21 protein-coding genes are annotated in these 21,578 nt (G+C 72.4%); 4 read left to right on the top strand and 17 right to left on the bottom strand.

Features of this window, described 5'->3' with window-relative positions:
* Positions 1 to 136 precede the first annotated feature (136 nt).
* Positions 137 to 1,420 carry an adenylosuccinate synthase gene (locus CP975_RS18565; protein ID WP_055533032.1) on the bottom strand — a complete coding sequence of 428 codons (1,284 nt, stop codon included), beginning with the start codon at positions 1,418 to 1,420 and terminating at the stop codon, positions 137 to 139.
* A 193-nt stretch (positions 1,421 to 1,613) separates the two neighbouring features.
* On the opposite strand from CP975_RS18565, the gene CP975_RS18560 reads away from it, so the two are divergent.
* Positions 1,614 to 2,660, top strand: coding sequence for a diacylglycerol kinase family protein (locus CP975_RS18560; protein ID WP_150477128.1), 1,047 nt, complete (start codon positions 1,614 to 1,616; stop codon positions 2,658 to 2,660).
* A 36-nt stretch (positions 2,661 to 2,696) separates the two neighbouring features.
* Here the strand turns inward: CP975_RS18560 and CP975_RS18555 are convergent, their stop codons facing one another.
* A complete protein-coding gene (locus CP975_RS18555; protein WP_055528561.1) occupies positions 2,697 to 3,257 on the bottom strand; it encodes a GbsR/MarR family transcriptional regulator in 561 nt (186 codons plus the stop codon).
* Positions 3,258 to 3,347: 90 nt separating this feature from the next.
* Between CP975_RS18555 and CP975_RS18550 the strand changes: the two genes are divergently transcribed.
* Together CP975_RS18550 and CP975_RS18545 are read left to right on the top strand one after the other, a co-directional pair.
* The gene (locus tag CP975_RS18550; RefSeq protein WP_055528560.1) at positions 3,348 to 4,301 is read left to right on the top strand and encodes an ABC transporter ATP-binding protein; all 954 of its coding nucleotides are present in this window, start codon (positions 3,348 to 3,350) and stop codon (positions 4,299 to 4,301) included.
* Positions 4,298 to 5,917: an ABC transporter permease gene (locus CP975_RS18545; RefSeq protein WP_055528558.1), complete on the top strand. Its 1,620-nt coding sequence runs from the start codon at positions 4,298 to 4,300 to the stop codon at positions 5,915 to 5,917. The genes CP975_RS18550 and CP975_RS18545 overlap by 4 nt, the downstream gene beginning before the upstream one ends.
* Positions 5,918 to 5,946: 29 nt before the next feature.
* Here the strand turns inward: CP975_RS18545 and CP975_RS18540 are convergent, their stop codons facing one another.
* From CP975_RS18540 to CP975_RS18510, 7 genes are all read right to left on the bottom strand, one after another.
* Entirely contained in the window at positions 5,947 to 7,173 is a 1,227-nt protein-coding gene (locus tag CP975_RS18540; protein WP_055528557.1) for a cytochrome P450, read from the bottom strand.
* 78 nt (positions 7,174 to 7,251) lie between these two features.
* Positions 7,252 to 7,920, bottom strand: coding sequence for a response regulator (locus tag CP975_RS18535; RefSeq protein ID WP_055528555.1), 669 nt, complete (start codon positions 7,918 to 7,920; stop codon positions 7,252 to 7,254).
* Complete coding sequence (locus CP975_RS18530; RefSeq protein ID WP_055528554.1) at positions 7,917 to 9,272, bottom strand: sensor histidine kinase; 1,356 nt, start codon at positions 9,270 to 9,272, stop codon at positions 7,917 to 7,919. Before CP975_RS18530 ends, CP975_RS18535 begins: the two co-directional genes overlap by 4 nt.
* 174 nt (positions 9,273 to 9,446) lie before the next feature.
* Complete coding sequence (locus CP975_RS18525; RefSeq protein ID WP_055528552.1) at positions 9,447 to 10,325, bottom strand: alpha/beta hydrolase family protein; 879 nt, start codon at positions 10,323 to 10,325, stop codon at positions 9,447 to 9,449.
* Positions 10,326 to 10,437: 112 nt separating this feature from the next.
* On the bottom strand, positions 10,438 to 11,682 hold the full coding sequence (gene kynU, locus CP975_RS18520; RefSeq protein WP_055528551.1) for a kynureninase: 1,245 nt from the start codon (positions 11,680 to 11,682) through the stop codon (positions 10,438 to 10,440).
* Positions 11,675 to 12,526 (bottom strand): tryptophan 2,3-dioxygenase family protein, encoded by an 852-nt coding sequence (locus CP975_RS18515; RefSeq protein WP_055528549.1) that lies wholly within the window; start codon positions 12,524 to 12,526, stop codon positions 11,675 to 11,677. The genes kynU and CP975_RS18515 overlap by 8 nt, the downstream gene beginning before the upstream one ends.
* 180 nt (positions 12,527 to 12,706) lie before the next feature.
* Positions 12,707 to 13,306 (bottom strand): CGNR zinc finger domain-containing protein, encoded by a 600-nt coding sequence (locus CP975_RS18510; protein ID WP_150477127.1) that lies wholly within the window; start codon positions 13,304 to 13,306, stop codon positions 12,707 to 12,709.
* Between the two features lie 112 nt (positions 13,307 to 13,418).
* On the opposite strand from CP975_RS18510, the gene CP975_RS18505 reads away from it, so the two are divergent.
* Positions 13,419 to 14,600 (top strand): NADH:flavin oxidoreductase, encoded by a 1,182-nt coding sequence (locus CP975_RS18505; RefSeq protein ID WP_425474257.1) that lies wholly within the window; start codon positions 13,419 to 13,421, stop codon positions 14,598 to 14,600.
* A 100-nt stretch (positions 14,601 to 14,700) separates the two neighbouring features.
* Here CP975_RS18505 and CP975_RS18500 read toward each other — a convergent pair whose 3' ends face one another.
* The 8 genes from CP975_RS18500 to CP975_RS18465 form a co-directional block, all read right to left on the bottom strand.
* Positions 14,701 to 15,114 (bottom strand): DUF3151 domain-containing protein, encoded by a 414-nt coding sequence (locus CP975_RS18500; RefSeq protein ID WP_055533774.1) that lies wholly within the window; start codon positions 15,112 to 15,114, stop codon positions 14,701 to 14,703.
* A gap of 79 nt (positions 15,115 to 15,193) precedes the next feature.
* Positions 15,194 to 16,222 carry a class II fructose-bisphosphate aldolase gene (gene fbaA, locus CP975_RS18495; RefSeq protein ID WP_030788870.1) on the bottom strand — a complete coding sequence of 343 codons (1,029 nt, stop codon included), beginning with the start codon at positions 16,220 to 16,222 and terminating at the stop codon, positions 15,194 to 15,196.
* Between the two features lie 115 nt (positions 16,223 to 16,337).
* Positions 16,338 to 16,889, bottom strand: coding sequence for an orotate phosphoribosyltransferase (gene pyrE / locus CP975_RS18490; protein WP_055533773.1), 552 nt, complete (start codon positions 16,887 to 16,889; stop codon positions 16,338 to 16,340).
* A gap of 10 nt (positions 16,890 to 16,899) precedes the next feature.
* Positions 16,900 to 17,694 (bottom strand): aldose epimerase family protein, encoded by a 795-nt coding sequence (locus CP975_RS18485; RefSeq protein ID WP_150477126.1) that lies wholly within the window; start codon positions 17,692 to 17,694, stop codon positions 16,900 to 16,902.
* A 25-nt stretch (positions 17,695 to 17,719) separates the two neighbouring features.
* Positions 17,720 to 18,658, bottom strand: a complete 939-nt coding sequence (locus CP975_RS18480) for an SRPBCC family protein (RefSeq protein WP_150477125.1) — start codon at positions 18,656 to 18,658, stop codon at positions 17,720 to 17,722.
* Positions 18,659 to 18,718: 60 nt separating this feature from the next.
* The gene (locus CP975_RS18475) at positions 18,719 to 20,287 is read right to left on the bottom strand and encodes a polyamine aminopropyltransferase (RefSeq protein ID WP_055526782.1); all 1,569 of its coding nucleotides are present in this window, start codon (positions 20,285 to 20,287) and stop codon (positions 18,719 to 18,721) included.
* A 67-nt stretch (positions 20,288 to 20,354) separates the two neighbouring features.
* Positions 20,355 to 20,879: a DUF2617 family protein gene (locus tag CP975_RS18470; protein ID WP_055526781.1), complete on the bottom strand. Its 525-nt coding sequence runs from the start codon at positions 20,877 to 20,879 to the stop codon at positions 20,355 to 20,357.
* A gap of 371 nt (positions 20,880 to 21,250) precedes the next feature.
* Entirely contained in the window at positions 21,251 to 21,517 is a 267-nt protein-coding gene (locus CP975_RS18465; protein WP_055526794.1) for a hypothetical protein, read from the bottom strand.
* Positions 21,518 to 21,578: the final 61 nt, after the last annotated feature.

The raw sequence follows: 21,578 nt of genomic DNA, 5'->3' as shown, positions 1-21,578 counted from the left end.
GTATCCACGCCTGGGGGGAAGTTGTGAACGGAAAGGACAAGCGCCTTCGACCGGCGCGAACGGGTCGAAGGCGCTTGCTTTTTGAACTTTTGCGAATTGCCGAGCCGACTCGGCCGAACCGGCCCGGGTGAACGGCTCAGACGAACGAGTTGATCTCGATCGTCTCCGTGCGGCCCGGACCCACGCCGATCGCGGAGATCGGGGCGCCGGACATCTCCTCCAGGGCCTTCACGTAACCCTGCGCGTTCTTCGGCAGGTCGGAGAAGGTCTGGGCCTTGGTGATGTCCTCGGACCAGCCCGGCAGCATTTCGTAGACCGGCTTCGCGTGGTGGAAGTCGGTCTGGCTGTACGGCAGTTCCTCGACGCGCTTGCCGTCGATCTCGTACGCGACACAGACGGGGATCTGCTCCCAGCCGGTGAGGACGTCGAGCTTGGTGAGGAAGAAGTCCGTCAGGCCGTTCACGCGGGTGGCGTAACGGGCGATCGGGGCGTCGAACCAGCCACAGCGGCGGTCACGGCCGGTGGTGACACCGCGCTCGCCGCCGATGCGGCGCAGGTCCTCGCCGTCCTGGTCGAACAGCTCCGTCGGGAACGGGCCCGCGCCGACACGGGTCGTGTACGCCTTGAGGATGCCGATGACCCGGCTGATCTTCGTCGGGCCCACGCCCGTACCCGTGCAGGCGCCGCCCGCGGTCGGGTTCGAGGAGGTGACGAAGGGGTACGTGCCGTGGTCCACGTCCAGGAGCGTGCCCTGGCCGCCCTCGAAGAGGACGACCTTGTCCTCGTCGAGCGCGTTGTTGAGGATCAGGGTGGTGTCGGCGACGTACTGCTTGATGTTCTCGCCGTGCTCCAGGAGCTGCTCCACGATCTGCTCCGCCTCGATCGCGCGGCGGTTGTAGAGCTTGGTGAGCAGCTGGTTCTTGATCTCCAGCGCCGCTTCGACCTTCTGCTGGAGGATCGACTCGTCGTAGAGGTCCTGCACGCGGATGCCGGTGCGGTTGATCTTGTCGGCGTACGTCGGGCCGATACCGCGCCCGGTCGTGCCGATCTTCCTCTTGCCGAGGAAGCGTTCCGTCACCTTGTCGACGGTCACGTTGTACGGCGTGATGATGTGCGCGTTACCGCTGATCAGCAGCTTCGACGTGTCGACGCCGCGCTCGTTCAGACCGCTCAGCTCGGAGAGCAGGACCGACGGGTCGACGACGACTCCGTTGCCGATGACCGGGACACAGTCCGGGGAGAGAATCCCGGAAGGGAGGAGGTGCAGCGCGTACTTCTGGTCGCCTACGACAACCGTGTGGCCGGCGTTGTTGCCGCCCTGGTAGCGCACTACATAGTCCACCGAGCCACCGAGCAGGTCGGTGGCCTTTCCCTTGCCTTCGTCACCCCACTGAGCACCGAGCAGCACAAGTGCGGGCACAGGCGTACACCCCTTCCGGGCGGGGCATGTCCAAGGTCAGGGGCCGTCGCCCCCGCGTGGGAGTGGCGTGTACGGCCTGGGTGTGCCTTGGATGCTGCCCCGGAATAGACGAAGCCCCTGGCGCAATAGCGCAAGGGGCTCTTGCACAAAGATGCTACCCGAGGTCTCAAAGAACGGCTAAAAGAAAGGGCGCATGGTGTCGGCTCGCGACCAGCTCCTTGTCGTCATCGACCCGGTGGCCCGGCTCACGGACGGCGAGTCGGTACGGATCGCGAGGGATGTGCTCGGCGCGGGGGCGGCGGTGCGGGTGTGCCTGCCGGACAGCCCCGAGGACTTCACGAAAGCCCTGGCCAGGAGGGGTGCGCGGCGGCTCGTGGTGATCGGCGACGACCGGGCGCTGCTGCGGGCGGTGGCCGCGCTGCACCGGGAGCGGGTCCTCGGCGGGACCGCGCTCTCCCTCGTCCCGGTAGGGGCCGCGCAGTCGCTGGCACGGTCGCTCGGGGTGCCCGCTGGGGCGGTCGCGGCGTCGCGGGCGGTGCTTGAAGGGGTCGAGCGGCGGATGGATCTGCTGGTCGATGACAGTGACGGGGTGGTGTTGAGGGACTTGCGGATTCCTTCGGGGGGAGTGGGGGCGGGGGCTTCTGGGGCCTCTGGGGCTTCCGGGGGGTTCGGGGGGTCCTGGGTGGCCGGGGCGGCGAGGCTCGGTGGGGTCTCCCGGGGGGCTTGGCCTTCGCGGGGGTCGCGGGGGTCGCGGGGTTCTCGGGGTTCTGAGAGGGCTGGGGTCGCGGAGACGGCTGGGATCAGCGAGACAGCGGCTGGGGTCAGTGAGACGGCTGGGGCTTCCGGGGTGGCTGGTGGTGGCTCCGGCGAGGGGCATGCGTGGCTGCGGAGCTGCCAGTCCTTCGTACGGACCCTCGCCGCGCGGCCCTCGCGGGTGGCGTCGGCGCCGGGGCCCGGGCCCTCGCGGCTGCGGATCGAGGCGGACGGGGTCACGCTGGTCGACCTCGACAAGCCGGTCGAGGGCGTCCGCGTGAGCGCGGGGGACGGCGGGCTTGCCCAGGTGGAGATCCGGCCCTCCTCCGTGGGCGCGGAGGCGGCAGCGCTGCGGGTGCGGGCCCGGACCGTGACGGTGTCGGGAGCGGACTTCCGCTACCGCGCGGACTCGGCGGTGGCGGGGCCGGTCCGCACGAGGACGTGGACGGTCCGGCAGGGGGCGTGGGCGCTGACCTTGCCGCGGTGAGGTGTCATGAGGGCACCCGGGGCCGCGGGACCGGTGTCAGTGGTCCTCCGGGAAGAGGGACTTTTTGTGGGTGCGCCAGCGGGACATCATCGCGGCCAGCTCCTCCTGGAGGAACTCGAAGAACGCCAGGGTCTCCGCGAGGCGCCGCCCCGCGGGCGTGTCCGCGCCGAGGCCGGCGATGCCGTCCCGCAGCGCGATCTCCCAGCGGTTGAGGACCGCGTCACGGTTGCCCACCGCCTCGTACCACTGGTTGCTGTGCACCCGGAAGAGATCACGCCGCGTGCCCGGTTCCCGCTCGCGGGAGACCAGGTGCTGCTGGGTCAGATAGCGCACGGCACCGGAGACCGCCGCGGGGCTGACCCGCAGCCGCTCCCCCAGCTCCGCCGACGTCAGCGCCCCCGAGTCGGAGGCGAGCAGCGCGGCGAAGATCCGCGACGGCATCCGCGGCATGCCCGCCTCGACGAGCTGCGAGGCGAACTGTTCTACGAAGCGGGAGACCGCCTCCGCGTCACGCGGGCCCGCGTCACGCCGGTCCGCCTCGGCCGCCCCCGGGGCCACGCCCTCGCCCTCGACGTCACCCGCGTGCTCGCTCGTCATCCGTAGATCATCTCCCTGCTCACTCACACTTGCGAGTTTATACGGTTCATTAACTTCACAAGTTTGTGAAACTCGCGTACCTTCAGAATCATGACGAAGGCACTCACCGTCTCCGGACTGCACAAGTCGTTCGGCAGGACCCACGCCCTGGACGGCCTCGATCTGGACGTCGAGACCGGCGAGGTGCACGGGTTCCTCGGGCCCAACGGATCCGGGAAGTCGACCACCATCCGCGTCCTGCTCGGCCTGCTCCGCGCCGATTCCGGCGCCGCGCAGCTGCTCGGCGGGGACCCCTGGCACGACGCCGTCGCCCTGCACCGCCGTGTCGCGTACGTCCCCGGCGACGTCACCCTGTGGCGCAACCTCTCCGGCGGCGAGGTCATCGACCTGTACGGGAAGCTGCGGGGCGGGCTCGACCGGGCCCGGCGCGACGACCTCGTCGAGCGGTTCGAGCTGGACCCGACCAAGAAGGGACGCACGTACTCCAAGGGCAACCGCCAGAAGGTCGCCCTCGTCGCCGCCTTCGCGTCCGACGTCGACCTGCTGATCCTCGACGAGCCGACCTCCGGGCTCGATCCGCTGATGGAGGAGGCCTTCCAGCGCTGCGTGACCGAGGAGCGCGAACGCGGGCGGACCATCCTGCTCTCCTCGCACATCCTCAGCGAGGTCGAGACGCTCTGCGACCGCGTCAGCATCATCAGGAAGGGACAGACCGTCGAGAGCGGCTCCCTGACCGAGCTGCGCCATCTGACCCGGACCAGCGTCACCGCCGAACTCGCGGGCCCGCCAGGCGGGTTGTCCCGCCTGCCCGGCGTCCACGATCTCGACGTGACGGGCCACCGGGTCAAGCTCCAGGTCGACACCGACAAGCTCGACGCCGTACTCCGGTCGCTGACCGAGTCGGGCGTCCGGTCGCTGACCAGCACCCCGCCCACTCTGGAGGAGCTGTTCCTGCGGCACTACCAGGACGATACGAGTGATACGGGCGGTACAGGTGATATGGGTGATACGGGTGACGCGGAGGGCGCGGTGATGGCGCGATGACCGCCGTCGCCTCACGCGCCACCGCCCTCCCGGCGAGCGGGCGCAGGACGCGTCAACTCGCCGGGACCGGCAGCCTGTTGCGGCTCGCGCTGCGCCGCGACCGGGTCATGATGCCCGTCTGGATCCTCGTCGTCGCCGGGCTGGTGCTCGCGATGCCGGGCTCCCTGGAGAGCGTGTACGGAACGGCCGCCGAGCGCGCCGACGCCATGGAGACGATGAACTCCAACTCCTCGATGCGGGCCATGTACGGCCCCGTCTTCGGCGACTCGCTCGGCGCCCTCTCCGCCTGGCGCATCGGCTGCTACGCGGGTGTGCTCGCCGCCGTCATGAGCCTCGTCATCGTCGTACGCCACACCCGCGAGGAAGAGGAGTCGGGGCGCCAGGAGATGCTCGCCGCGTCCATGGTGGGGCGACGGGCGCCGCTCACCGCCGCACTGCTTGCCGCGTTCGTGGCCAACGCCGGGGCCGGGTTGCTGATCACCGCCGGCATGGCGGGGCAGGGCGTGCGCGGGGCGCTCGCGCTCGGCCTCGGGATCGCCGGCACCGGCATGCTCTTCGCCACCCTGGCGGCGATCGCCGCGCAGCTCACCGAGAGCGCGCGGCTCGCCAAGGGGCTGACCGGCGCGGCCCTCGGGGCGGCGTTCGTGCTGCGGGCCGCGGGCGATTCGGGAACGGCGGACGGCTCGTCCGCGCCGACCTGGCTCTCGCCGCTCGGCTGGCAGGAGAACCTGCGGGCCTTCGCAGGCGAGCGCTGGTGGGTGCTCGCCCTCGTCGGCGCCGCGACCGTGGCACAGGGCGTCGTCGCGTACGAACTGGCGGGGCGGCGCGACGTCGGGATGAGCTTCCTGCCGACGCGGCCCGGGCCCGCGCGGGGCCGCATCGCCACCGCGGGCGCGCTCGCCTGGCGCCTCCAGCGGGGTGCGGTGCTGGGCTGGACGGCCGGGTTCCTGCTCGCCGGGATGGTGTTCGGGCAGATGGCGTCCGGCGCGGCCGACATCGTCGGTGACAACGAAAGCACCCGCGACATCATCGAGCGGATGGGCGGCCGGTCGGACCTGACGGAGGCCTTCCTCTCCACGATCACCGGACTGTTCGGCATGGTCGCCGGGCTGTACGTGGCGGCGTCCGTGCTGCGGCTGCACGCCGAGGAGACCTCGCAGCGCGCCGAGCCGCTCCTCGCGGGCGCGGTGGGGCGGCTGCGGTGGGCCGCCGGGCACCTGGTGATCGCCTTCGGCGGGTCGGCGCTGCTGATGACCGTCTGCGGAATCGGCGTGGCCATCGGGCACGGCGAGGACGCGGGGGCGGTGCTGGGCGCCTGCCTGGCGCAACTCCCCGCCGTCTGGGTGCTCGGCGGGCTCACGGTGCTGTTCGTCGGCGCGTATCCGAAGGGGGCGGCGGCGGCCTGGGCCGTGGTCGGCGGCTGCCTCGCGATCGGCTGGATCGGCCCCGCGCTCGACCTCCCGCGGGCGGTCATGAACCTCTCCCCCTTCGGCCACCTGCCGAAGCTGCCGGGCGCCGCGCTGTCCTGGCCCCCGCTGATCACGCTCACACTGCTGGCGGCGGCGCTGACCGGCGTGGGCCTCGCGGTGCTGCGGCGCAGGGACATGACCAACTGACCCACACCTGACGCCTCACACCTGACGCCTCACACCTCGACGCGCAGTTCCCGCAGGCCACGGATCACGAAGTTCAGACTGCGCTCCGGCTCCCGCGCGAGCCGGAGCGACGGGGCCCGCCGCAGCAACGCCCGCATCGACGCGGCGAGTTCGACACGGGCCAGCGGCGCGCCGATGCAGTAGTGGACGCCCGCGCCGAAGGAGATGTGCGGGTTGTCGCGGCGGGCGAGGTCCAGTTCGCCGGGGCGGGTGAAGGCGGCCGGGTCATGGTTGGCGGAGCCGAAGAGGAGCGCCAGTTCGGAGCCGCGGGGGATCGTCACGCCGTCGATCTCGATGTCGTCGAGGACCCAGCGTTCGAAGAGCTGGAGCGGGGTGTCGTAGCGCATCAGCTCCTCGACGGCCGTGGGGATCAGGCCATCCGGATCCGCGCGCAGGGCGGCGAGTTGGGCGGGGTTGCGGAAGAGCGCGTACCAGCCGTTGGCCGTGGCGTTGACGGTCGCCTCGTGCCCCGCGTTCAGGAGCAGCACGCACGTCGAGATCATTTCCTGCTCGCTGAGCGACTGCCCGTCCTCGTACGCGGCGATCAGGCCCGAGATCAGGTCGTCCCCGGGCTTTCCGCGGCGGGTCTCGATCAACTCCCTCAGGTAGGCGGTGAATTCGAGCGAGGCGCGCACCGCGCGGGCCGCCGTCTCCTCGGACGGGTTCAGCTCGTACATCCCGCAGATCGCCGCCGACCAGGGGCGCAGCAGCGGACGGTCGCTCTCCGGGACGCCGAGCATCTGGGCGATGACCGCCACGGGCAGGGGCTCGGCGACCCGCGCGACGAGGTCGCCGCCGCCGTCCGCCACGAGGCCGCGCACGAGGGCGTCCGCCAGCTCGTTCACGTACGTACGCAGTCCCTCGACCGTGCGCGGGGTGAACGCCTTGGCGACCAGGCGGCGGATGCGGGTGTGCGTGGGGGGTTCCAGGTCGAGCATGCCGTTGTCGTTGAGGGTGTGGAACGGCTCGTGCTCGGGCGGGGGCGCCGCGCGGCCGAACTCCTCGTGCGTGAAGCGGTGCAGGTAGGTGCGGCCCAGGCGGCGGTCGCGCAGCAGGGCCGCGACGTCCGCGTGGCGCGGGATCAGCCACTGGCCGGTGGGCGCGTAGTAGTGGGCTCGGCCGGCCTCGCGGAGCCGGCTGTACGCCGGGTACGGGTCGGCGACGAACTCCGGGTCGGTGGGGGTGAAGAGCGCGGAGGGCTCCAGGCGGGCGGGCATGGCTCGACGCTAGGCGCTGTCCGGTGTTAGGGGAACACCGCGGGCGCTCTGTGGCCGGGCCGCCGCGGGACACGCCCGTCAGCCCGGCGTCACCAGCCTCGCCTCGTAGGCGAATACCGCCGCCTGCGTGCGGTCGCGCAGGCCCAGTTTCACCAGGACCCGGCTGACGTGCGTCTTGATCGTGGACTCGGCGACCACCAGGCGCGAGGCGATCTCCGCGTTCGACAGTCCCTGCGCGATGAGCACCAGGACCTCCGTCTCGCGCTCGGTGAGTTCGCCGTACTGCTGCGCCTGGGCCGCCGCCGAGAGCCGCGGCGCCTGTGCCAGCTTGGAGAACTCCGTGATCAGGCGGCGCGTCACCGTCGGGGCCAGCAACGCCTCACCGGACGCCACCACCCGTACGCCGTCAGCGAGTTGGCGGGCGGAGGCGTCCTTGAGGAGGAACCCGGACGCCCCGGCGCGCAGCGCCTGGTACACGTACTCGTCGAGGTCGAAGGTGGTCAGCACGAGCACCTTCGCCTCGCCCTCGGAGGCGATGATCTCGCGGGTCGCCTCGATGCCGTTCAGCTCGGGCATGCGGATGTCCATCAGGACGACGTCGGGGGCGAGATCGCGGACTCGTTCGATCGCCTCGCGGCCGTTCACCGCCTCGCCGACGACCTCGATGTCGGGCATGGCGTTGAGCAGGACGGAGAACCCCTCGCGGACCATCATCTGGTCGTCCGCGATCAGGACGCGGATCGTCATGCGACGTCCTCCCCCGCCGGGTCGAGCCGGTCGGCGAGCGGAACGGGCAGGAAGACCGTGACCTCGTAGCCGCCGTCGGGTGTCGCCTCCGCCATCATCTCGCCGTTCAGCATCGTGACGCGCTCCCGCATGCCGGTGATCCCGTGGCCGGCGCCCGGTGAGGGTTTCAGCAGACCGGTCGCCGGGCCGTTGACGATGCGCAGGCCGAGGCCGCCGAGGACGTAGCCGACCTCGACGCGGGCCGGGGCGCCGGGCGCGTGGCGCAGACTGTTGCTGAGTGCCTCCTGCACGATGCGGTACGCGGAGAGTTCCACTCCCTGCGGGAGTTCGCGGACCGCTCCGGTGACGGCCTTGTCGACGGTCAGTCCCGCGTCCCGCACGTTGTCCAGGAGCCGGTCGAGGTCGGCCAGGGTCGGCTGCGGGGCGTCCGGCGCCTCGTAGTCCTCCGCCCGTACGACGCCGAGGACGCGGCGCAGCTCGGTCAGCGCGGCCACCGCGTTCTCCCGGATGGTCACGAACGCCTGCTCCAGCTCGGGCGGCGGGTTCTCCACGCGGTAGGGCGCGGCCTCCGCCTGGATGGCGACCACCGACATGTGGTGCGCGACCACGTCGTGCAGCTCACGGGCGATGGTGGTGCGCTCCTCCAGGAGCGTGCGCTTGTCACGCTCGATGGCGGTGACGGTGCGCTGCACGGTGACCTCGCGCTGCGCCTCGCGACGCACGTGCACCACCGTGGTGACGAGCAGCGCGAGCGCCGAGAAGAACAGCATCGCCGGGGCGTCGGACGCGCTGTAGCCACGGGCGCCGACGTCGAAGAAGGCCTCGGTGCCCAGGGCGTACACCGCAGTCAGGAGCCACATCCACAGGGCGGTACGGGGCCGGGTGCGGGCGGCGACCACGACCATCACCACGATGTGCGCGAAGAAGGCGTCGGGCGTCCACGGCCAGCCCTCCCAGCTGTTCCCGAGCGCCGCCGTGAACGGCGTCGACACCAGCGACACCCAGAACGCGCCGACCGGCCTGACCAGCGTCATCAGGACGGCGACCGCCGGGATGAGACCGGCGAGGAAGAACGCGGCCTCGTTGCCCCCGACGCCCACCTGGTAGGCGATGGAGACGGTGATCAGGGCCGCGCCCACCACCAGGGCGTGGCGGTTCCAGACGGCGTACGGACGTATCTGCTTCGGCAGGAGCCGGGCCCCCCGCCCGCCCGTCGTCCGCGGGGGCAGCAGCCGGTAGGCGAAGACGTCGCGGAACAGCGCCTCACGCAGGCCGCCGAGGATCTCCCGCGCGAGATGGAACTCCGGGCTCTTGGGGCCTCTGGCCCTGAGCTGCTCAGTCGTATCGGTCACGTCTACGACGGTACGGGGGCCCGCCCCCCGCGGCGTCCGCACCAGGACGGGTCCTGGCGGGTCCGTCCCAGGTACTACCCGGCCTGCCACCGGGGGCTCTCCCCAGGGCCCACTGGGCCCGCCCAGGGGCCCTCCCAGGGTCCGCCCCCGCACCCGCCCGCCCCGGCGCCAAGCTCAGTACGCCAACTGCGCGATCTCCTCCGCGACCACCGCGCACGCGTCCGCCGCCGGGTCGATCAGCGGAAAGTGCCCCACGTCCTCCAGGAGCGTGAGGCCCACCACCTCGCCCGCCTTCGCCGCCGCGTCCGCGTACGCCTCGGCCACGGCCTGCGGCACCCCGATGTCCTCGCGGCCCTGCACGACGGCCGTGGCGATACCCGTCGGGAGCAGCGCAGCCGGGTCCGCGTACGGCAGTCGCGCCTCGAACTTCGCGGGTCCGCCAAGGAGCTGGGACGCGGCCCCGCCGCACACCCCCAGTTCCTCCGCGACCTTGAAGTCCGCGATCGGGGCGAGCGCGACGACGCCGCGCAGCGGGGCCGGGCGGTCGGTGCGCCAGGGCGCGTCGGCGGGCAGCAGGTGCCGCGCGGCCGCCCACAGCGCGAGTTGGCCGCCCGCCGAGTGCCCGGTGACCACCGTGCGGCGCGCGTCGGCCGACGGCAGGGCGGTCCGCACGAGCGAGGGCAGCGCGTCGAACGCGGCGGCCACGTCGTCGAAGGTCTCCGGCCAGCGCCCGGCCACCGGGCCCGTGCCACCCTGGGCGGGGATGGGGCTGCCCCTGCGGTACTCGACGTTGGCGACCGCGAAACCGCGGCGCGCGAGGAAGTCCACGAACGGCGTGAGGTGCCAACGGTCGTACGGCGTGCGCCAGGCCCCGCCGTGCAGGGCGATGACCAGCGGCGCGGGCCGGGCCAGGTCGCCCCGGGGCGCGTAGAAGTCGATGACCTGGTCGGGGTGTTCGCCGTAGGCGGCGGTGGCGTCCGGCTCCACGACGGGATGCGAGTAGACGGCTTCGGCCTCGGCGGCATCGCGGGCCACGGCGGCGTCGTCCGGCATGCGGCAACCTCTCAACGGCAGTGCGGCTGGCAGGTCCGTCCCGTCCCTCCGGAGTGCGGAGGGACGGGACCAAGATCCGCCGGACGCTATCAGTCTCGCGTCAGCGCGGGCATCACGCGTCCAGGGTCTCCGCGAGGACGCGGGCCGCCCGTTCGGCGTCGGCGAAGGAGACGTACAGCGGGGTGAATCCGAAGCGCAGCACGTCCGGCGGGCGGAAGTCGCCGACCACGCCCCGCTCGATCAGGCTCTTCATGACGTCCCCGGCGCCCTCGCAGCGCAGCGCGACCTGGCTGCCGCGCTCGGCGTGCGCCCCCGGGGTGAGCGACTCGACCCGCCCCTCGGGTACGTACGCCTCGACGCACCGCAGGAAGAAGTCGGTCAGGGCGAGCGACTTGGCCCGCACCGCGTCGACGGAGACCCCGTCCCAGACGTCGAGGGCCGCCTCAAGGGCGAGCATCGACAGGATGTCGGGCGTGCCGACACGGCCCCGCGTCGCCCCTCGCGCCGCCTCGAATTCGGGGTGCATCCCGAAGGGTTCGGCGTGCGAGGTCCAGCCGGGCAGCGGCGAGTCGAAGCGGGCCTGGTGCTCCTCGCGCACATAGAGGTACGCGGGCGAACCCGGGCCGCCGTTCAGGTACTTGTACGTGCAGCCCACCGCGAGGTCCACGCCGTGCGCGTCCACGCCGACGGGCAGGGCGCCCGCCGTGTGGCACAGGTCCCAGACGGCGAGGGCGCCCACCGCGTGGACGGCCGCCGTCAGGCCCGGCAGGTCGTGCAGGCGGCCCGTGCGGTAGTCGGCGTGGTTGAGCAGCACGGCGGCCGTGCGGGGGCTGAGCGCTGCGGGCACCTCGGCCGGGGCGAGCGGGGTGATGCGGCAGCCGGTGAGGCGGGCCGCCGACCGCGCGATGTACCCGTCCGTGGGGAAGGTCGTGGCGTCAACGATGATCTCGTCGCGCCCCTCATCCGGGTGACCGCCGCCGCCCACAACCTCGCCGGAAGCGGCGCCGGAGACCTCGCCCCGTGCCAGCCGCACCGCCCCCACCAGCGCCTTGAAGACGTTCACGCTCGTCGAGTCGCCGACGACGACCTGGCCCGGGGCGGCGCCGATCAGCGGGGCGACGCGGTCGCCGATGCGCTCGGGCGCGGTCCACCAGCCGCTCTCGTCCCAGGAGCGGATGCGCAGCTCGCCCCACTGGCGGGCGATGACGTCCGCGACGCGGCCCGGCACGTTCGCGGGCAGGGCACCCAGGGAGTTGCCGTCCAGATAGACGGTGTCGTCGAGGACGAACTCCTTGCGCTTGGCGCGCAGTTCGTCCTCCCGGTCCAGGGAGTTCGCCTCCTGCCGCAGGTCAGACATGACTCCTCGCCGTCCACAGCTCGGGGAAGACGTTCTTCGTCGCGCGCTTCTCCAGCCAGGCCACCCCGGCCGAGCCGCCCGTGCCCGTCTTGGAGCCCATCGCGCGACGCGTGGCGACCAGGTGGTCGTTGCGCCAGCGCCAGACCAGCTCGGCGACGTCCGTCAACGTCTCGCCGAGGCGGGCCAGTTCGTCACTCTCGTCGCCCGCGTAGAGCTTCGTCCAGACGGCCTCCACCTCGGGTGAGGGCTCGTACCGCTTCGAGAGGTCGCGCTCCAGGACGGCGGCCGGGATCGCGTGGCCGCGCCGGGCGAGGAGCCTGAGCACCTCGTCGTACAGGCTCGGCTCGTGCAGGGCCTTCTCCAGCTCCGCGTGGACGCGCGGCGCGCCCCGGTGCGGGACCAGCATCGACGCCGACTTGTCGCCGAGCAGGAACTCCATGCGGCGGTACATCGCGGACTGGAATCCGGAGCCCTCGCCGAGCGCGCCCCGGTAGGAGTTGAACTGCGCGGGGGTCAGTCCGGCGAGCGGCTTCCAGGAGTGGTTCAGGGCCTCCAGCTCGCGGATGCTGCGCTTGAGCGCGGCCACCGCGACGGGGATCTCCTCGCGGCGCAGGGCCTGCGCCGCGGTCTCCCACTCGTGGACGATCACCGTGAACCAAAGCTCCATGACCTGGGTGGTGACCAGGAAGACCATCTCGCCGGGATCGTCCGAGCGCAGATGCTGGAGGTGGGTGAGGACGTCCGCCTGGACGTAGTCCTCGTACGGGGTGGTGCCCGCGAAGTCGAGGTTCGGGCTCTCGGCCGCGTGCGCCTCGGTGGGCGTCTCATGCGCCTCTGGGGACATCGCTGTCTCCTCGATACGTACTCCGGGTAGCGGTCCGCCCCTGCCGGTACCGGCACGGGGGCCCCGGTCCCCACCGGAATCTTCTGCAACTTTCCCCGAAACGGCAAGGCACACCCGTTCGGTGAAAGCTGCTAAAGCTTTACGCTGTTGTCAGCGCCCTTCTGCCTGTACGCGCCGCCCTCAGGCCCGCACGCGGCGCCGCTCGCGGCAGGCGCGCAGGTGGGCGGCGTTCCCGCAGCCACGCACCGAGTGCCAGACGCCGCTGTTGTTGCGGGAACGGTCGTAGAACGCGGCGGCACAGGACGGGTTGCGGCAGATCTTCAGGCGGCGCCAGACGCCGGACGCCTGGGCGAGCAGACCCTCGGCGAGGGCCGCGGAGGCCAGCCAGCGGGCGCCCGCGCCCTCCGGCTCCACGGTCAGCGTGCCGTCCCCCGCGAGCCCGACGACGACGGGCGCGGAGGTGAAGCGCACCGCGTCCCCGCCCCCGCCGCCCCCCGCGGCGAGCGCCCGCCGCACCTGGTCGCGCAGACAGCGCAGCTTCGGCAGGTCCTCCTCGGTCAGTACGAGGTGCACGTCGGGCCGCCCCGTCTCCCCGGCCCAGCCGCGCACGGCGAGGTCGGCCCACTCCTGGGCGGCGCCGAGCGCGCCGTCCCCCAGCAGGTCGGGCAGGTCGGCGGGTCCGGGGCGGCCGGCGGGCGCGGTGTTCAGGAGTTCCTGGACGAGGGCGAGGCCGCCGGGCGCGGGACTCAGGCAGTGGCGCTCGGTCGCTGGCCAGTTCATGCCCCTCAAGGTACCCGGCGAGGCACCCGCCCGAAGGGGGACACCAGCAAACCGCCTACAGTGCTGTCAGCAACGTAGGACGCCATTCGTACCGAGAGCCCAGGAGGGCCGCATGGAAGCCACGGAAGCGATGCCGGAAGCCGCGCCGGAAGCGACGCCGGAGGCCACCGGGACGACGGGGACGGGCGCCTCACGCGCCGCACGGGTTCTCGGCCGCCCCTTCGACATCAACGGCCTCACCCTGCCCAACCGCATCGCCATGGCCCCCATGACCCGTGAGTTCTCGCCCGAGGGCGTGCCGGGCGCGGACGTCGCCGCGTACTACGCCCGCCGCGCGGCGGGCGGCGTCGGCCTGATCGTCACCGAGGGCACCTACGTCGACCACCCCTCGGCCGGCAGCAGCCACCGCGTCCCGCACTTCCACGGTGACGCGGCGCTCGCGGGCTGGCAGAAGGTCGCCGAGGCCGTGCACGCGGCGGGCGGCAAGATCGTCCCGCAGCTCTGGCACGTGGGCGCGACCCGCGACGAGGGCCAGGGCCCGATCCCCTCGGCGCCCCCGGTCGGCCCCTCCGGCCTCGGTCTGGACGGCGAGGCCAAGGGGCACGCGATGACCGGTGCCGACATCGACGCGGTCATCGCCGCGTTCGCCGACAGCGCGGCCGCCGCCGAGCGGATCGGCTTCGACGGCATCGAACTGCACGGCGCGCACGGCTACTTGATCGACCAGTTCCTCTGGGGCACCACCAACCGCCGCACCGACGGCTACGGCGGCGACCTCGCCTCGCGCACCCGGTTCGCGCGCGAGATCGTCGAGGCGGTGCGGGCGGCGGTCTCGCCGACGTTCCCGGTGATCTTCCGCTTCTCGCAGTGGAAGGCGAACGCGTTCGACGCGAAGCCGGCGTCCGGTCCGGCCGAGCTGGAGTCCCTGCTGGCGCCGCTGGCCGACGCGGGCGTCGACGCCTTCCACGCCTCCACGCGGCGCTACTGGCTCCCCGAGTTCGAGGGCGACGACCTGAACCTCGCGGGCTGGGTCAAGAAGCTCACCGGAAAGGCCACGCTGTCGGTCGGCTCGGTCGGCCTCGACAAGGAGTTCGTGGGTCCGCAGGGCTGGGCCAAGGAGACGGCGGCCACGGGCATCGACCTGCTTCTCGACCGCATGGAGCGGGACGAGTTCGACGTGATCGCGGTGGGCCGCGCGCTCATCGCGGACCCCGTGTGGGCGAACAAGGCGCTTACCGGCCGCCTGGCCGAGGCGGCGCCCTACGACGCGCGCTCGCTGCGCGAGCTGCGGTAGCGGGGGAAGAGCCCGTCCGGCGATTGAGGACGAGCCCGAAGGGCGATCGACGGCACGGCAGTGCGGGCCCGCGCCGCAAGCGACGTAGGCCCGCCCCAGGTCAGCCCAGCGTCTTCGCCGCGGTCTCCGAGGAGTCCCGCAGGAAGCCCGCGCAGCGCTCGTACTCCTCCTGCTCACCGATCGCCTGCGCCGCCCGCGCCAGCGCGTGCAGCGCCCGCAGGAAGCCGCGGTTGGGCTCGTGCTCCCACGGCACCGGGCCGTGGCCCTTCCAGCCGCTGCGGCGCAGGGCGTCCAGGCCGCGGTGGTAGCCGGTACGGGCGTACGCGTACGACTCGACGACGCTGCCGCGCTCGTACGCCTCGTCGGCGAGCTGCGCCCAGGCGAGGGAGGACGTGGGGTACTTGGCGGCGACGTCGGCGGGCGCCGTGCCGTTCGCCAGCAGCTCGCGCGGCTCCGGGTCGTCGGGCAGGTGGGTCGGGGGCGGTCCCCCGAGCAGATCCTTGTGAATGGCCATGGGCCCAGTCTGCTGCATCGCGGCACGGTGAAGGCCCCGGGTCGGGTGACCCGGGGCCTTCACCGTGCGGAACGGGGTGCTACTTCAGGCGCGTGCCCGTGGAGCGCAGGTTCGCGCACGCCTCGGTGACGCGCTTGGCCATGCCCGCCTCGGCGAGCTTGCCCCAGGTGCGCGGGTCGTAGGTCTTCTTCGAACCGACCTCGCCGTCGACCTTCAGGACGCCGTCGTAGTTCTTGAACATGTGGTCCGCGACGGGCCGCGTGAAGGCGTACTGGGTGTCGGTGTCGAGGTTCATCTTCACGACGCCGTTCTCCAGCGCGGTGGCGATCTCCTCGGCGGTCGAACCGGAGCCGCCGTGGAAGACGAAGTCGAACGGCTGCGATCCGGCCTTGCCGTACTTGGCGCCGACGCCCTCCTGGAGGTCCTTCAGGAGTTCGGGGCGCAGGACGACGTTGCCGGGCTTGTAGACGCCGTGGACATTGCCGAACGACGCGGCCAGGAGGTAGCGGCCCTTCTCGCCGAGGCCCAGGGCCTCCGCGGTGCGCAGGGCGTCGTCGACGGTCGTGTACAGCTCGTCGTTGATCTCGTGGCTGACGCCGTCCTCCTCACCGCCGGTCGGGGTGATCTCGACCTCAAGGATGATCTTCGCGGCGGCGGCCTTCGCGAGCAGCTCCTGGCCGATGGCCAGGTTGTCGGCGAGGGTCTCGGCGGAGCCGTCCCACATGTGCGACTGGAACAGCGGGTTCCGCCCGGCCTTGACGCGCTCGGCGGAGACGTCGAGCAGCGGACGGACGTAGCCGTCCAGCTTGTCCTTCGGGCAGTGGTCGGTGTGCAGCGCGACCGTGATGTCGTACTTCGCGGCGACGATGTGCGCGAACTCGGCGAGCGCGACCGCGCCGGTCACCATGTCCTTGCTGTACTGGCCGCCCAGGAACTCCGCGCCACCGGTGGAGATCTGGATGATGCCGTCGCTCTCGGCCTCCGCGAACCCGCGCAGTGCGGCGTGCAGGGTCTGCGAGGAGGTCACGTTGATGGCCGGGTAGGCGAACTTGCCTGCCTTCGCCCGGTCGAGCATCTCGTTGTAGACCTCGGGAGTTGCGATGGGCATGTGTCCGCTCCTTGTGATGTGCGGGTTGGGTGCTGTGCTGCTTGACCCTGACCTGGGGGCGACGACATCGTCGCCCCCATCTTTCCAGACTCGGCCGCCGGTCCGGGCGCTGCCGTCAGTCCAGGCCGAGGTCGTCCTTCGAGTACGCGAAGAGGTACGGCACGCCCGCGCCCTCGGTGATCTTCTCGCCCGCCCCGGTGGCCCGGTCCACGATGGTGGCGACGCCGACGACCTCGGCGCCCGCCTCCCGGACGGCCTCGACGGCGGTGAGCGGCGAGCCGCCGGTGGTGGAGGTGTCCTCGACGACGAGCACGCGGCGGCCCTTGATGTCCGGGCCCTCGACGCGGCGCTGCATGCCGTGCGCCTTGGCGGCCTTGCGGACCACGAAGGCGTCCAGGCGCTTGCCGCGCGCGGCGGACGCGTGCAGCATCGCGCCGGCGACGGGGTCGGCGCCCATGGTCAGGCCGCCCACGGCGTCGTAGTCGAGGTCGGCGGTGAGGTCGAGCAGCACCTGGCCGACCAAGGGGGCGGCCTCGCCGTCGAGGGTGATGCGGCGCAGGTCGATGTAGTAGTCGGCCTCAAGACCCGAGGAGAGGGTCACCTTGCCGTGCACCACGGCCTTGTCCTTGATCTGCTGGAGCAGAGCGCCACGTACGTCGTCAGTCATGCCTGTCAGCTTAAAGCCGCGTCCAGGTCCAGGTCGTCGCCGTCTCCAGCGGCTCGATGGGTGTCACCAGGCGCGGCGCGGTGTTGAGCCCGTTGGGCGGGCCGGTCTGCGGCTCCACGCAGACCGCGGCGTCCTGCTCGTCGTAGACGACGACCCACTGCTCGCGGCTCCTGACGTTCACCGCGAGCCGACCGGGCCAGGTCAGCGTCACGTCGACGCCCTCGGGCATGCCGAAGCAGTCGTCCCGGGGGCCGCTCCTCGGATCGACGCGACGGCCGGTGGGGAGGTGGTCGTCGCCGCGCTCCTCCTGCCAGGCGGGGTCGAAGTCGATGCGTACGGGCTCGCCGCCGCCGTCGAGGACCCGGTTGAACCACGGGTGCCAGCCCGCCTGCGCGGGGAAGGAGTCGCCGTACGTCTCGATGCCGAGGCGCAGCGTCAGCGCCTCCTCGGTGAGTTCCACGATCTGGGTGACGCGGCCGGGGTAGGGCCAGGGGGCGGTGAGGTCGTACGTGAAGACCGCCTCGGCCTTCGAGGTGCGTGCCGTGCGCCAGCGGGCGTCACGGGCGAAGCCGTGGATGGCGTGCGGCGGGGAGTTCAGCGGCATCTGGTGGACGCTCGCGCCGTCGCGGAACTGCCCGTCCCGGATCCGGCCGCACCACGGCACCATCGGGAAGCTGCCGTATCGCTCCCCCTGCCTCAGCAGCTCGACGCCGTCGATGCGCAGGCTTCCGATGCGGCAGCCGTTGCCCGGCTGCACGGTCACTTCCGCGTCGCCCGCGGTCAGGGTCACGTCTTCGGTACTCACGGGCCCGACCCTACGGCGTACGCGGTCACCGGCGGCGGCGCAGGGCCCTGCCGAGCACGATGGCCGAGGCGAGCGCGAGGGCGGCGGCGGGGGCGGCCCAGCGGAGCGTGGCGCTGTTGGCGAGGGTCTCGGGGGCGGGCGCGGGGGCGTACCGGCCGCGGGGCGGGGCGTGGTCGACCTCCTCGGCGCTGCGGCCGATCATCGTGCGGCGGGCGTGCGCGGCCTCGGCGGGCGGGACGTCGATGTCGCTGACGTCGTCGTCGATGTCGTCGATACCGTCGATGCCGCCGATACCGTCCACGTCATCGACACCGTCGACCTCGTCGACCTCGTCGAGGTCCTCGGCGTCGTCGACATCGTCCAGGTCTTCGACGTCGTCCACGGCATCTACGTCTACGTCATCTACGTCGGCTGCGTCGTCTGCGTCATCGGCCTCCTCGCCGCGCCCCGCGAGGGACGGCGGCGGCACCTCCGTCTCGACGACGGTGGGGGTCGCGGGCCGGGGCGCGTCCGGCTCCGCGGGGCCGGAGTCCGCGGGCGCCGCCTCGGCGAGCCCCTCCGCGAAGCGGTCGAGGAGCCTGCGCACAGCCGATTCCACAGCCTGTGGAGAACTTTCCGTGATCCGGCCGTCCGCGGTGGCCGTCCCGCCGAACACGACCGTCGTCCCCGCGACGGCCGGCACGAGCCGCACGGTCAGCGAGAGCTTCACCGAACCGGAACCGCGCACCTCCGCGCCCTCGCCCTCGATCGCGTACGCCCCGGCGGCATGACTCTCGGCCCTCGCCGCCCCCCGGTACGTGATGGTGTGCCCCCCGACGCGCACCTTGAGGCGGCCGGAGAGCGGGCCCGCCGTCTCCTCCGCGGCGCGCTGAAGGCCGGGCACCGCCCCGGCGACCCGCTCGGGGTCTGCCAGGACCTGCCGGAGCCGCTCTGCCGAAACCGGAACGAACACCTCATGCTCCATGGCAGTCGAGCCTACCCACGCACTCGACTCTATGTACGTCGCTTCGCTCGACCGTGTACGTCAGTTCGCGTAACGCGGATGCACCAGGGTCGACGCCCGCAGCCCCGCCACCCTGGTCGGCTCGGCCGAGCGCATCCCGGCGCGCACCACCTCGGAGCCGGCCGCGCGCAGCAGCACGGGACGCGTCCGCGAGGCCAGCACGAACCCCCAGTCGCGTGGCGCCCGCGCCCCCTGGGAGGTGCGGTCGGGTCCGGCGGCGAACCCGGACCGGCGCCCGCCCACGCGGTACGGCACGGTCTTCAGGCCCGCCGCGCGCAGCGTCACCTCCACCGTCCAGAAGGCCCGCGGCCGGACCGACACGGGGCCCGCGTGCACGGCGAGCCTGCCGCCGGGGGCGAGGACGCGGGTGGCGAGGCCGTAGAACTCCTGGGAGTACAGCTTCGCGCTCGCGGTGATGCCGGGGTCCGGCAGATCGGAGATCACCACGTCGTACCGCTCGCGGGCCGAGCGCAGCCAGTGGAACGCCTCGGCGTGCACCACCCGCACCCGGCGGTCGCGGTAGGCGTGGCCGTTCAGCTCGCTCAGGGCCGGGTCGTGCCGGGCCAGACCGACGACGCCCGCGTCCAGCTCGACGACGTCGACGCGGCGCACCCCCGGGTGGCGCAGCACCTCGCGCGCCGCGAGGCCGTCGCCCCCGCCGAGGACGAGCACGCGCGCGTGGGGGCCCCGCATCGCCGGGCGGACGAGCCCTCGGTGGTAGCGGTGCTCGTCGCGGCCGCTGATGCGCAGGCGTCCGTCGAGGAAGAGGTCGAGGGAGCGGCGCCGGCCTCCGGTGAGGACGACTTCCTGCACGTCGGTCTGGACCGCGACGCGCACGTCCGCGCCGTACACCGCACGCCGCGCGGCCCGCTCGAAGTCGTCGACGAGCACGGCCGCCGAGGCGAGCACGGCCAGCACGGTGATGTTCGCGCCGACCAGCACCCAGCGGCCGCGCGCGCTCAGGTCCCGCCCGAACAGGCCGAGGACGAGCGCGCCGCCCGCGAGCGCGTTCACGGCGCCGGTGAACAGGGCGCCCGTGAGCTGCCCGAACATCGGCAGCAGCAGGAAGGGGAAGGCGAGGCCGCCGACCAGCGCGCCCACGTAGTCGGCGGCGAACAGGTCGGCGACGGCGCCCCCGGCGTCCTGCCGCCGGATGCGCTGGATGAGCACCATCAGGAGCGGCACCTCGGCGCCGATGAGGACGCCGATGGCCAGCGAGAAGGCGACCAGGAGGTAGCGGGAGCCGCCCGCCCAGACCTCGCCCTGGTCGCCGGTCCACGCGAAGGCCGCGTACAACGCCATGGCGCTGCACCCGCCGACCAGCGCGAGCGCCGCCTCGACGACGCCGAACCAGAGGGCGGCGCGGCGCCGCAGCCGCTTGGCGAGCAGTGAGCCGATGCCCATGGCGAAGACCATCACCGAGAGCACGACGGAGGCCTGGGTGACGGAGTCGCCGATCAAGTACGCGGCGAGGGCGACGAGTTCCAGTTCGTAGACGAGTCCGCAGGCAGCGCAGACGAACACGCCCGCCAGAACGAGGAATCGTCCTGCCCGGGGCGAGACCGGCAACCGCACCGATGACTCGAGCACCCCAGCACGCTACGTCACCGCACGCTCACACCGGGTCCCCCAAATGGGTGCACATCGAAGGCGCCCCTCACAGCGCCGCCGGAAGCGGCATCCGCACACCCACCCGGGTCCGCGTGGCGACCAGCTGGCCGTCCTGCGGATACGCGTGCCACGTACGCCACATCACCGAGCCCTCGTGCCGCTGCGCCAGCATGGCCGTGAAGGCGTACGGACTGCCCGGGAAGACCCCGGCAAGCCCATGCGGGTGCTCGGTCACCAGTGCGAGCAACTCCTGGGCGCGGCCCGCGAACTGGCCGCGCGAGAGCGTCTCGACGCGCGCGGCGAACTCGTACTCCCATTCGCCCACCCGCTTGGACACGCCCAGCGGGAGCGGTGTGCTGCTGCCGGGGATGCAGGCCACGGTCTCGGAACAGCTGCCCTGCTCCTCCTCGAGCAACACCTGGTGCGAGGCGCCGAGGAGTCTCAACTGCATTTTCGCGTCGGCCAGTTCCACATCGAGGGTGGCCAGCGCCGGCAACGGCTCGCGCCCCAGGGCCCAGGCTAGGTCCGCGGCGCGCGTGTCGGTATAGACAGTCTTCAGGGTCGTGAGCATGGGTCGGCTCCGCTAACACGCAATGGAGGTGGGGCCGACGCACCCGGCTACGGGCACCGGGAGGTCGGAATACCGGCTCGTGCCCACGAGCACGTCACGCACAGGTCTCCAGACTTCGGCCTGCCAAACCCGTGACGGACGTCCGAGGGCGGTACTGGCGGTTAAGAGGGAATCATGGTCGGCGACAGTGCCACTGCGTTTTTACCCAACTTCGTAGGGTTTCCATCCCCCTGGGGGCTCCACAGTTCAACTGTTCAATGACGCAACCACGTCCGACGGGCGTCCGGTGGCGTCCGACAACGCCGAAGCGCCCGGCGGGAGTTGTCCTCCCGCCGGGCGCCCACTGGAATCGGTGGACCAGCTGCCCCGTGTCAGCTGCCTCCGCCGCATCCGCCCCCGCCCCCGCACGAGGAGCTGCTGCTCCCGCACGAGGAGCTGCTGCCGCACGAGGAGCTGCCCCCGCACGAGGAACCGCCGCCGCTGTCGCCGCCCCCGGCCCACCAACTGCCGCCGCCCGCCGCGGTGGAGGCGGTGCCCGAGCGCCGGCCCCCACGGTGGCTCCTGCGGCCGTACGCGACATTGGCCGCCGCGACCACGGCGAAGATGATCACCGCGGCGAAGATGAAGGCCACGAACATGACCACCACGCTCCTTCCGTTCCCCCGCAGCGCGGTCCCCCCGTGGGCCTCGCTCCTGCGT

Origin of the sequence: Streptomyces alboniger, from assembly GCF_008704395.1 — a bacterium.
In the GTDB taxonomy this organism is placed as follows: domain Bacteria; phylum Actinomycetota; class Actinomycetes; order Streptomycetales; family Streptomycetaceae; genus Streptomyces; species Streptomyces alboniger.
Note: the sequence above shows the minus strand (reverse complement) of the source record. Positions and strands in the feature narration are given on the sequence as shown.